Below are 11,004 nucleotides of genomic sequence, written 5' to 3'. Positions count from 1 at the left end.
TCGAGCGCACCATCGTGGCCGTAGTAGTTCACGCTGCCGCCGAACGAGACGGCGCCGACGTGGCTCTCGGCGTCGATGGTTCCGGTGCCGCCGCTCCAGGATGCGACGCCGTTGCCATCGGCGGTGGCGGGCGCGGCCGGTGTGACGGTGCCGTGTGCGATGGGCCCGCTGATGTAGTTGCGCCACGAGTCACGCAGACCCCAGCTGAAGGTGGCGTCCGCGACGTCTGCTTCTGCTGCCTGCGCGGGTGCCGCCACCCCCACGATCGACGCCGCTGCGATGAGCGCGCCGACCAGCGTGCTCGCGAGCGCCCTGCGAGGCGCCCTCTTGGTCTTCTCCACGAAAATCCTCCCGGGTAAGGCAAGGCACCAAGGGTACCCTTATTTAGCTAAGGCTAACCTATCTTACGAGCGGCGAAGGAGCGAACCCGCGTCATCTGCCGCGGCGAGGAAGCACCACGGGCTGCCCGGTATCGGGGTCGGAGATGACCCGGACGGCAATGCCGTACACGCTTTCGATGCGCTGCTCGGTGAGGATCTCCTCCGGTGCACCACGCGCCTGCAGACGCCCACCGGCGATGATGGCGACGTCGTCCGCGTAGGCGGCCGCGAGCGAGAGGTCGTGGAGCACCACGATCACCGCGCGTCCGAGCGATGCCAGCTCTCTCGTGAGCTGCAGCACATCTTCCTGATGGCGCAGGTCGAGGGCGGCGGTCGGCTCGTCGAGCATGATGATCGGCGTGTCCTGCGCGAGCACGCGCGCCAGTGACACTCGCGCCCTCTCGCCGCCCGAGAGCGACGAGAACGGCCGCTCGGCGAGGTGCAGCACATCGGCGCTGACCAGCGCATCATGGACGGCCGCGTCGTCATCGCCGTGATCGAAGCCCGTCCACGGGGCTCGTCCCATCTCGACGACCTCCCGCGCCGTGAACGAGAAGGCCACCTGGTTCGACTGCAGCAGCACCGCCCGGCGTCGGGAGAGTTCGCGCGCCGAGTATTCGTGCACCGGACGCCCTTCCATCTCGATCGTGCCGGCCGAGGGCCGCGCATCGCGGGTGAGCAGGGTGAGCAGGCTCGATTTGCCGGCGCCGTTCGGTCCGACCAGAGCCAGCACGCGACCGAAGCCGACCTCGAGCGTGATGCCCGAGAGAATCTCGGCTGTGCCGATGCGATAGTCGACGTCGGCAAGCGCGAAAGCTGTACCGCCGGTCATGCCCATCCTCCTGCTCGGCGGCGGTTGCGACGGATGAGCCAGTAGAAGAACGGACCGCCCACGAGCGAGGTGAGCAGGCCGATCGGAAGATCGGCCGATGTCACGAGGGTTCGAGCGAGAAGGTCTGCGTACACCAGCAGGGCTCCGCCGGTGAGCAGCGAAAGGACGATGAGAGTCCGGTTCGACGGGCCCACGATCATCCGGATCATGTGCGCAACGACAAGACCCACGAAGGAGATCACCCCGACGAAGGCGACGGCGACGCCGGTCAGCAGCGCGATCAGCAGGATCGACACGAGGCGCAGGCGCTCCACCCGGATCCCGAGGTGCGACGCTGTGCGATCGCCCAGGGCGAGCAGATCGTATTGTCGCCCGAGACCCAGAATCACGAGCGAACCGATCACGCCGATCAGCGCGACCACGGACACCTCGCTCCATCGCGACCCGTTCATCGAACCCAGTTGCCAGAACACGATCTGCTCGCGCGACGCTGTGTTTCCGGTGAACATGAACACGGCCAGCCCCGCACCGGCGAAGGCATTGACGGCGACCCCGGTGAGAATCAGCGTCACCGTCTCTGTCCGCCCCTGCGCGCGCGCTGCCGAGTAGACGATGAGCGTCGCCGCCAGCCCACCCGCGAACGCGAAGACAGCCGTGGTCCAGATGCCGAAGAACGTGACCCCGAGAGTGATGGATGCCGCGGCCCCCAGCGCCGCGCCGGAGGAGACTCCGACGACCCCGGGTTCAGCGAGCGGGTTGCTGAAGACGGCTTGCATGACAGCGCCCGTGGCGGCCAGCAGCGCGCCCACCAGCACGGACATCACCACGCGCGGAAAACGGATCTGCCAGAGCGTCTGTTCGATGAGGTCGTCGGCGGGCGCCCATCCGTTGTCGACGCCGAGCGTACGCAGCAGCGATCCGACCACCTGCGCGGGGCCGATCTGCAACTGTCCGCTCCCGGCCGAGAGCACGACGCCGAGCAAGAGCAGCCCGATCACCATGGCGTACACGATCCCCCGCCGCGAGCGGGCGCCCGTGCGGGTGGCGGCGCGGGCGACGGTCGAAGAGCTCACGAGCCAGCTGGCTCAGGAGCGTAGATCGCGCGAGCGAGCGCGTCGAGCACTTCGGCGGCCCGCGGCCCGTACGACAGCACCGAACCGTCCTCCATATCGACGAATCGACGATTCTGTCCAGCGGTCGTCAGGGCGATCGCCGGCTTGTCAGCGAGGAGCCCGTCCACGCCGCCGACGGATTCGAGACCGCTCGTCATCACGAGGATCAGGTCGGGGTCGGCCGCCACGATCGCCTCGTCGGTCAGCGGCGTCAGCTCGCCCCATCCGAGCTCGGTGGGCACATCGATGCCGTCCAGCCCCTCGACGAGCTGGCTCGCGCCGGCTTCCTCCCCGAACAGATAGTAAACGCCCGCCGACCCGCGCAGATACAGGAACACCATTCGCATCCGCTCGGCGCCGGTCGGCGCGATCTCGTCGATCTCGGCCATCGTCGCGGTGACTTCGTCAGCGATCCGCGATGCGAGCGCGTCACCGGCCTCTGGCGCCCCGTACACGGCCGCCACATCGCGTGCGAGCTCGGATGCTCCGTCGAAAGAGGCGCCGTTGCGAACGGTCACGACCGTGATGCCGACATCGCGCAGCTGCTCGATCACATCGCGCGGTCCGATGCTGCCGTCGGTGATCACGAGCGTCGGAGCCAATGCGATCACCGACTCGGCGTTGACCGTGTGTCCGCCGGAGGTGACGACGGCGAGCTCTTCCGCACCGGGGAACGAGACGGACTGATCGACGCCGACGAGCGTCTCGCCGAACCCGAGACCCCACACGGTCGCCGCGATCGAACCGGCGAGATCGATGGCCACCACGCGGGACGTGTCGACGACCTCGACCTCACTGTCACCGCCGAGATCGTGCGACGTGACCGTGGCCGGGAGCGCCTGAGCCGGGTCCTCCTCGACCGGCACGATCGCAGCATCGGGAAGCACAGCCGTGGATGCCCCGACATAGGATCTCGGATCGTCGAGCAGACTGTCCAGCTGCGTCAACGGCACCTGCTCGGTGATCGGCGGCGCCGCCGTGGTCTCAGCATCCGTATCGGCGGACGCGCCCGCGCAGCCGGTCAGCAGCACGGCCGCTGATGCGAGCAGGACGGCGACGCGCGAGAAGCGCCTCATCGTGCAGGCTCCTCTGCGTCGCCACCGGCATCTGACCCCTCCGCCGGGGTCGCCGCGGCGCGGCGGCGCAGCACCAGCCAGACGATGACGGCGATGACAGCGATGAGCACCGCGATCCCGACCAGCCACCCGATCCAGCTCATATCAGCGGAATCTGCGGTCGCCGGCGCCGCGGTCGGCTCGGACGTCGCAGCTGCCGTCTCGTCGACCTCGTCCTCGTCCTCGTCCTCGGGGCACTCGACGGTGAGCGTCACATCGATGGGGTCGAAAGCGGTTCCGGTCTCATAAGTGCCGAACGCGTCGAACCCCGCCTGCGTGATCGCGGTGGGAACGGCGGTCGCAGAGATCGTCGTTCCGTCTGCGTCGAGCATCAGCGGTGCGCTGGCGAGATCAAGCGTGATGAAGGAAGCCTGGGTGATGGTCTGCGCTTTGTCGGTGTCTCCGGCGAGCGCATCGTCCATCGTGAGATTGCTCAGGTCGAGCAGGAGCGTTCCGGTGCCGTCCTCAGCGAAAGCGAGCGTCGGGTTCGCCATCACCGTCTCGAGCAGACCGTCGTGGCCGGTGAAGTGAACGGCGCCGGTGAACTCGGCGGAGCCCGCCAGAGTCTCGGGATCGATGACGCCCGAGACGTCGGACCAGCCGAACAACGGTGTCTCGTAGGTCGCACCGTCTGACACCTCCCAGGTGCCGTTTGCGATGGTTCCGGAGATATACGCCCGGAAAGACTCTTTGATCCCCCAGATGAGCTGGCCGCCGGTGATCTCGCACGCGCTCGCCGATTCTGCAGACGATTCCGACTCCGACTCTGCGGCGAGCGCGGCAGATGACGGACCGGCGAGAGCGAGGGCGGCGACAAGTGCGACGGTGGTTGAGGCGGGGGTCCTGCGCATGCGAATCGAACCGATCTACGTGAGGTTAGGAATGCCTAACCATACTAACCAGACGCGGCGGCGCTCACGGACGAAGCGGCAGCGCTCACGGACGAAGCGGCAGCAGCCCGTCAAGGTCGGCGCGCGTTCCGGAGGCATGCACTCGTCCGGCATCCGCCGCATCCGACCAGGATTCCGCGCCGGTGGCGAGGTCGATCCAGGTCGCGGCGTCCATCTCGACCACGTTCGGCGGCGTGCCGCGCGTGTGCCGCGGACCCTGCACCACTTGAACGGCGCCGAACGGCGGCACACGCACCTCGACGCTGTTGCCGGGCGCCTTCTCGTCAAGCAGCTGCAGCAGATAGCGCACGCTCGTGGCCAGTTCGGCACGCGCCGGCTTGTCTCCCACTGAACGCGCGGCGGCGACGGCATCCAACGCCTCACGCCCCCGGGCAATATCGATCTTCTTCCCCACCACACCCCCACCCTAGGCATTCGAATCGCGCAAATTGCTCTATTCCAGTGGCGGATGCAGCAACGTGCGCGATTCGAACGGCGAGGCAGCGACGGCAGCGCCGGGGCGGGCGGCAGAGCGTAGGCTCGAAGGCGTGATCAACAGCTCGCCTGCGGACGGCGCCAGGGCGCAGCTTCTGGAAGCAGCGCGAGCGGGGGCCTGGAACGAGCGCGTGCTTCCGCGGCTCGAAGACCCGGCGACAGCCCGCGTATCGGCGGTGCTGATCCTCTTCGGAGTGCTCGATAACATCCCGGCGCGCACGGTCGACGCCGCTGTCGCCGCAGACCTCGACGTGCTCCTGCAGCGCCGCGCGCCGACGCTGTCGTCGCACCCGGGCCAGGTGTCGTTCCCGGGCGGCGGACGCGAGCCCGGCGACCGCGACTTCGTCGACACGGCGCTGCGCGAAGCAGAAGAAGAGACGGGCCTCGACCCGACCGGCGTCGAAGTTCTGGCAACGCTTCCCGAGCTCCCGCTGGCCGCCAGCAATCACCTCGTCACGCCCGTTCTGGGATGGTGGACCACACCCTCGAAGGTGGCGGCGGTCGACCATGCGGAGACGGTCGAGGTGTTCCGCGTCCCCGTCGCACAGCTGCTCGATCCCGCCACCCGCTACACCTCGACACTCAGCCGCGGCGGCGTCACCTTCACGGGCCCGGCATTCGACGTCGACGGCACGATCGTGTGGGGCTTCACGGCCATGGTTCTCGATCGCCTCTTCGACGCCTGCGGGTGGACCGTGCCGTGGAACCGCGACGATCTACGCCCGGTGACCGTCTGACGGCCGAGCATACGCGCACCGTGGTCGGTAGTCTGGACGCGTGAAGATTCTCGTCCTCGGTTCCGGTGCCCGTGAGCACGCGATCATCCTTGCCCTTCGCTCAGAGCAGGCCACGCACGACATCTTCGTCGCGCCCGGCAACGCCGGAATCGCGCAGGATGCGACCGTCGTCGCCATCGATCAGCTCGACGGCGGGGCTGTGACCTCGTTCGCGAACGAGAACGCGATCGACCTCGTCGTGATCGGCCCCGAGGCCCCTCTCGTGGCGGGCGTCGCCGACGCACTGCGCGAGCGCGGCATTCCTGTCTTCGGCCCGGGGAAGGCGGCCGCACAGTTGGAGGGCTCGAAGGCCTTCGCGAAGCGGGTGATGGATGCCGCGGCTGTTCCGACCGGACGCGCTGTGCGCGCCGCATCCGCCGCCGACGTGGAAGCCGCCTTCGATGAGCTGGGCGCGCCCTACGTCGTCAAGGCCGATGGCCTCGCGGCTGGCAAGGGCGTCATCGTCACCTCTGACCGCGCCGCCGCCCTCGCCCATGCCGCACAGTATCTTCCCACCGGTCCGGTGCTCGTCGAAGAGTTCCTCTCGGGCCCCGAGGTGTCGCTGTTCTTCCTCTCCGACGGCGACACCGTGCGCGCGCTCAGCCCCGCACAGGACTTCAAGCGTGCCTACGACGGCGACGAGGGCCCGAACACCGGCGGCATGGGCGCATACTCGCCATTGCCGTGGCTCGCCGAGCAGTTCGGAAGCGAGCGCGAGTTCGTCGACCTCGTGACCGAACAGGTCGCGCTGCCCGTGATCCGCCAGTTGGATGCCGAGGGCACCCCGTTCATCGGGCTGCTCTATGCCGGCCTGATCCTCACCGAGCAGGGCGTGCGCGTCATCGAGTTCAACGCGCGCTTCGGCGACCCTGAGACACAGGTCGTGCTGCCGCGACTGCAGACGGCGCTGTCCGAGCTGTTGCTTGCCGCAGCATCCGGCACGCTCGAAGACCAGCCCGACCCCGTCTTCGCAGACGACGTCGCCATCACCGTCGTGCTCGCCAGCGAGGGCTACCCTGAAGCGCCGCAGACCGGGCGTCAGATCTCGGGACTGTCGGATGCCGCGGGCGTCGAGGGCGTGCGCATCGTGCACGCCGCGACCGCCGGACCCGACGCCCCGGGCGGAGACCTCGTCGCGACAGGAGGACGCGTGCTGAACGTCGTCTCGCTCGGCGAGGACTTCGCCACAGCACGCGCCCGGGCCTACGACGCGATCGACCGCATCGGTCTGGACGGCTCGCACTTCCGCCGAGACATCGCCGCACGCGTCGGTGGATAAGCCTTCCGCACCACGACCTACTCGGCCAGCGCCGCGAGCCGTCTCTGCAGCCCGGCACGCGAATGCGAATGCGGAAACTGTCCGCGCGAGACGTACTCGAGCAGTGTGTCGCCCGCGCGAAACGCCGGAGCGGTGACATCGATGCGATCCGATGGCTCGGCATCGCCCGTCGCCTGCTGCGCCTCGATCTCCGCGCGTTCGGCGAAGCCGGCGAAGAAAGCGTCGTACAGCGGCTCGATCTCAGCCTCGTCGAGATCGCGGTCGCACAGCTGCGCGAGGGCGTGGCCGCCGATGGTCGCACCGGTCGTCGTCGACGAGATATCCGCGCCGCCGCTCACCAGTGCGTGCACGACGGCGGCGTCCCCTGCCTTGAGCGTCGGGTTCTCGAACAGCACCCCCAGGGGTGTGAGGAACGACAGCTGGAGCGACGGGTCTGCCCCCGTCTCGAGCAACCACAGCGCCGTCTCGCGGCGGTGTGCCGGGTCGGGGTTGCTGAGCGCGGCATCGAGCAGGTAGCGGGCGTGCGGGCCGACCGATCTGGTATCCAGCACGTCGTTCAGCGAACCGCGCAGCGCAGCCTCGAGGGGCGGCCCGAACGCGCCGAACGCAGCCTCGACCTCGTCGGGGTCGGGATGAGCGCCGAGCACGAAGTCGGTATAGGACTCTGACTCGAAGGTCGCCCGGCTGAACGACTCACCGGCCCGCAGCACCCAGCCCAGAGTGGTCAGGCCGACGTTGCCGGACGTCAGCCAGGCCAGTGGATTGTCATCGCCCGCGTCGCGGATGACATCGTACGCGCGGCGAAGCATCCCGTCAGACAGGCGCCAGTCGACGCCATCGCGCCACATCACGCCGGTGAGCACCGGCAGCGTGCGGGCGCTGCCCAGCAGTCCTGGCCGGTCGTCCTGGTAGCCGTCCGGCCGCGTGATGACGTCGTAGAGTCCGCCGCTGCCGCGGTCGACGACCAGCGAGAGCAGATCCTCTGGAATGCCCTCGAGCAGCGCGGCCTGCTGCGCAAACGCGTCTTCGGCCTCGGTATCGGGAGTGAAATCGTTCACGCACGAGAGCAGGAGCGCACGGCCGTCGTGCGTGAAGTGCCACGCCCAGGTGGCGAACGCGGTCCGGATGCCGCCGCGTGTGGCTTCCGGCACGAGCACCGTGGGGTACAGCACGGGGCCATCCCATGCGATCGCCTCGGCTCCGGTGCCGCTCTCGGCCAGTGAGCCGATGACACGCGCCCTGGCCCGCAGCTCCCAGACCGAGGAGCCCTTCATCGGGTCGAGCACAGCGTCGGCGCGTGCGATGGCGATGATCACCGATGGCACGCCGATCGATGCCCTACTCCCGCCGCCGGCCAGCAACACTACGGCATGACCGTTCACCCACCACATCGGACCGTCATCGAAGTTCGACGCACGCATGATGCGCGTCAGCGGCGAGCGCAGCAGCTTGCCCGAACCGCCATCGTGCACATTCACGTCGTAGGGGTGCCCCCATCGGTCGCTCATCTCCTGGAAGAGCTCGTGCACCCACTCGGCCAGGTCGTCGGTGTACCAGTCTTCGGCTTCGGCGAGGATCGTGGCGATCACGCGATCGTCATCATCGTCGATGAGGCTGCGTCCGCCGATCTGGAACGCGTCATCGCGCCAGTCGATCGTCTGCGACGAGCGCGACCACCACGTCTGCGTCACCCGTTCGATATCGTCGACGATATCGGCGTGCGTCTGGTCCACGGGAACCGCGTTGCCCAGTCGCGCGGCTGCATCGGGGCGGGGGCCCTGCGGATACGGGCAGCGGTCGAACACGCTCGTGACCCGCTGGAAGTCGTCGTCGTCCTCGCGGACGAAATCATCGGCGGTGAACGTCCCACCGAGTCGGTACGGGCGCCGCACCGTCTCGACGAAGCCGAAGTCGTCGAGCGCCCGCTTCGATCGGGTGGAGATCTCGACCAGAGCGCGCGTCGTGTGCCAGGTCTCGCCGTCGAACCAGAAGACTCCGGTCACTCGCGGCACGGGCTGATCAGCGATGAGGCCGAACTCGAGCACCTGCTGGGCGGTCGTTCCATCCGGCCGGGTTCCGGGTGCGGCCACGCAGGCCAGCAGATCTTCGGGAACGCCGGTGAGCATGCGGCTGCTCGCGGCGAGCTCGCCCTCGTCGGTGCCGTCGTCGATGGCGACCTCGGGGTCGCGGATGAGCAGGAGCGCCCGCCCGTCGGCGGCGAAGATCCAGGTGGTAGCCATGCCATCGCGGGACAGCAGATTGCATCGCGTGGCGTCGATGCCAGCGCCGTCGAGCCGTGCTTCGCCTCCGGCGAACAGCGCGCTCATGATCGCCGCGCGTCGATGCAGCTCGCCGAGGCTCTCACCGTGCATCAGGCGGGGCTGCTCGGTCACGCTGTCATCTGCGAGCTCACTGAGGCCGCCCATGGCGACGCGTCGGGGCAGGATCAGCATCACCTGCATCAGCTGGCTGGCTTCCGGCTCACCCTGCCAGCCGGTCATCAGCGCGATGAAGCGCTCGCCACGATCCCAGAGCTCGGCCTGCTCCAGATTGAGCGTCGACAGCAGGAGGTCGACCAGGCCCTCGGGAACCTGGTCTTCGCCGACGAAATGCGGCTCTCTGATCGCCGGCTCACCCCAGGCGTCATGTGCGGCGGTGCGAGCCTGACCAACCCAGGCGACGGCCTCGTCCAGCTCGTCGCGATCGGCTGCGGTGAACGACTCCGGCGGCGCATAGACGCCGAGCATCACCACCCATCCGCCCTCGACGGCGTCGACGGACACACCGTCGACCTCGAAGGGTTCATCCGTCCATTCACGTTCTCGAAGCAGGTCACCGAGTTCGGCGGTGCGCTCCGGAGTGATGTCTGCGTGTTCGAAGGCGGGCTCAGCGGTCTCATCTGCAGTCATACATTTCACGATAACGGCCCTGCACCGCGCGCGTCATGGGCAGAAGTTCCCCTCACGAGCAGGGGTTCTCGTCGCGGGCCGACCTGTTTGGCGAGCCTTTACTGCGCCGCGCGCCGCGCCTCGTCCAGGTACGAGTAGGCCGTCACTCGCGAGATGCCGAGCCGCACGGCGATCGTCTCGACCGATTTGCGCATCTGCGTGGCGCCGCGCTCGTCGAGTCGTTCGAGCACCCCGATCTTCTCGTCGCGCGTCATCTGCGCCACGGGGCGCCCGACCTCGCGAATCGCCTCGCTGATCATGGTGTCCATCACGGAGACGAGGTCACGACCGAAGTACTCGTCGGGTGAAGCGTCGGCGATCTGCTTCGCCGGAAGCAGCGCATCCAGGAGCGACCGGGCCTGCTGCATGGCGCTCAGGTCGATGTTGATGCACAGGGCAGCGATGATGTCGCCGCTGGCGTTTCGAAAGTACACGCTCGAGCAGCGCAGCTCACGCCCGTCGTCGGTGAAGCCGCGGTAGCCGAAGGCGTCGTGATCTGATTGGCGGTTCTGCAGCACGCTCAAGCCGAGACTTGTCGAGGGGCCACCGACCTCGCGCCCGGTGACGTGACCGTTCTCGATCGCCGCGATCGTGTGGCCGAGGTCGACATCAGCCCCGTCGAGGTTGTGCAGCACGACCTCACAGGAGGGCCCGCCCGCTGTGGCGATGGCGCGCATCACCGGCCGAAAGGTCTTCAGCACCTCGTCGGCGTCTTCGAACGTGTCATGTGTCTGCGTTGTCACGGTTCCCACTCTGCACCCCCGATGGTGTTCTGAACTAAATGTATCGCTCGTAGACAATCTGTTCAACCTGCGGTACGTTAGCTCTCGCTGACCCAACCCAGAAGAGTAAGGAAGCTCTCATGACCCGAGCGAGCACCAGCACCGGACTCACTCCCAAGCAGAAGCGCACCATCGCCGGTGGCTCCATCGGCACGATGATGGAGTACTACGACTACTACCTGTACGGCCTCGCATCGGCCGCAGTGTTCCCCGCAGTCTTCTTCTCGAGCAACGACCCGGTCATCGCCCAGCTCTACTCCTTCGCCACCTTCGCGGTCGGCTTCCTCCTGCGCCCGATCGGCGGCATCATCTGGGGCATCGTCGGCGATCGCGTCGGACGCAAGGCCGTACTCATGTTCACGGTCGTCGGCATGGGCGTCGCGACGACGGCCATC

At 68.0% G+C, this 11,004-nt stretch carries 10 protein-coding genes and 1 pseudogene; 3 read left to right on the top strand and 8 right to left on the bottom strand.

The window, feature by feature from the left end:
- From Q1J95_RS10745 to Q1J95_RS10720, 6 genes are all read right to left on the bottom strand, one after another.
- A partial coding sequence (locus tag Q1J95_RS10745; protein WP_300267507.1) for an HtaA domain-containing protein occupies positions 1-341 on the bottom strand: 341 nt, incomplete at its 3' end.
- Positions 342-432: 91 nt separating this feature from the next.
- Positions 433-1,212: a heme ABC transporter ATP-binding protein gene (locus tag Q1J95_RS10740; RefSeq protein ID WP_300267506.1), complete on the bottom strand. Its 780-nt coding sequence runs from the start codon at positions 1,210-1,212 to the stop codon at positions 433-435.
- Positions 1,209-2,213, bottom strand: coding sequence for an iron ABC transporter permease (locus Q1J95_RS10735; RefSeq protein WP_300267510.1), 1,005 nt, complete (start codon positions 2,211-2,213; stop codon positions 1,209-1,211). The genes Q1J95_RS10740 and Q1J95_RS10735 overlap by 4 nt, the downstream gene beginning before the upstream one ends.
- A gap of 68 nt (positions 2,214-2,281) precedes the next feature.
- Complete coding sequence (locus Q1J95_RS10730) at positions 2,282-3,400, bottom strand: ABC transporter substrate-binding protein (RefSeq protein ID WP_300267505.1); 1,119 nt, start codon at positions 3,398-3,400, stop codon at positions 2,282-2,284.
- Entirely contained in the window at positions 3,397-4,290 is an 894-nt protein-coding gene (locus Q1J95_RS10725; RefSeq protein ID WP_300267504.1) for an HtaA domain-containing protein, read from the bottom strand. Before Q1J95_RS10725 ends, Q1J95_RS10730 begins: the two co-directional genes overlap by 4 nt.
- A gap of 85 nt (positions 4,291-4,375) precedes the next feature.
- A complete protein-coding gene (locus Q1J95_RS10720; RefSeq protein WP_300267509.1) occupies positions 4,376-4,744 on the bottom strand; it encodes a sterol carrier family protein in 369 nt (122 codons plus the stop codon).
- Positions 4,745-4,919: 175 nt separating this feature from the next.
- Here Q1J95_RS10720 and Q1J95_RS10715 point away from each other — a divergent pair, with 175 nt between their 5' ends.
- Together Q1J95_RS10715 and purD are read left to right on the top strand one after the other, a co-directional pair.
- Positions 4,920-5,561, top strand: a complete 642-nt coding sequence (locus Q1J95_RS10715; protein WP_300267508.1) for a CoA pyrophosphatase — start codon at positions 4,920-4,922, stop codon at positions 5,559-5,561.
- Positions 5,562-5,601: 40 nt separating this feature from the next.
- Complete coding sequence (gene purD / locus Q1J95_RS10710; RefSeq protein ID WP_300267503.1) at positions 5,602-6,879, top strand: phosphoribosylamine--glycine ligase; 1,278 nt, start codon at positions 5,602-5,604, stop codon at positions 6,877-6,879.
- A 17-nt stretch (positions 6,880-6,896) separates the two neighbouring features.
- Here purD and Q1J95_RS10705 read toward each other — a convergent pair whose 3' ends face one another.
- Positions 6,897-9,788 carry a hypothetical protein gene (locus Q1J95_RS10705; RefSeq protein ID WP_300267502.1) on the bottom strand — a complete coding sequence of 964 codons (2,892 nt, stop codon included), beginning with the start codon at positions 9,786-9,788 and terminating at the stop codon, positions 6,897-6,899.
- Positions 9,789-9,886: 98 nt separating this feature from the next.
- On the bottom strand, positions 9,887-10,570 hold the full coding sequence (locus Q1J95_RS10700) for a transcriptional regulator (protein WP_300267501.1): 684 nt from the start codon (positions 10,568-10,570) through the stop codon (positions 9,887-9,889).
- Positions 10,571-10,689: 119 nt separating this feature from the next.
- On the opposite strand from Q1J95_RS10700, the pseudogene Q1J95_RS10695 reads away from it, so the two are divergent.
- A pseudogene (locus tag Q1J95_RS10695) lies at positions 10,690-11,004 on the top strand (hypothetical protein); the annotation flags it as partial.

Source organism: Microbacterium sp., from assembly GCF_029263575.1.
GTDB lineage: Bacteria > Actinomycetota > Actinomycetes > Actinomycetales > Microbacteriaceae > Microbacterium.
The sequence above is the reverse complement of the archived record's forward strand: the minus strand, read 5'-3'. Positions and strand labels throughout refer to the sequence as shown.

What these genes read in the sequence shown, in the direction of transcription:
- Q1J95_RS10740 (WP_300267506.1), bottom strand. Translation starts at nt 1,212, where the DNA reads ATGACCGGCGGTACAGCTTTCGCGCTTGCCGACGTCGACTATCGCATC.
- Q1J95_RS10725 (WP_300267504.1), bottom strand. Translation starts at nt 4,290, where the DNA reads ATGCGCAGGACCCCCGCCTCAACCACCGTCGCACTTGTCGCCGCCCTC.
- Q1J95_RS10730 (WP_300267505.1), bottom strand. Translation starts at nt 3,400, where the DNA reads ATGAGGCGCTTCTCGCGCGTCGCCGTCCTGCTCGCATCAGCGGCCGTG.
- Q1J95_RS10735 (WP_300267510.1), bottom strand. Translation starts at nt 2,213, where the DNA reads ATGGTGATCGGGCTGCTCTTGCTCGGCGTCGTGCTCTCGGCCGGGAGC.
- Q1J95_RS10705 (WP_300267502.1), bottom strand. Translation starts at nt 9,788, where the DNA reads ATGACTGCAGATGAGACCGCTGAGCCCGCCTTCGAACACGCAGACATC.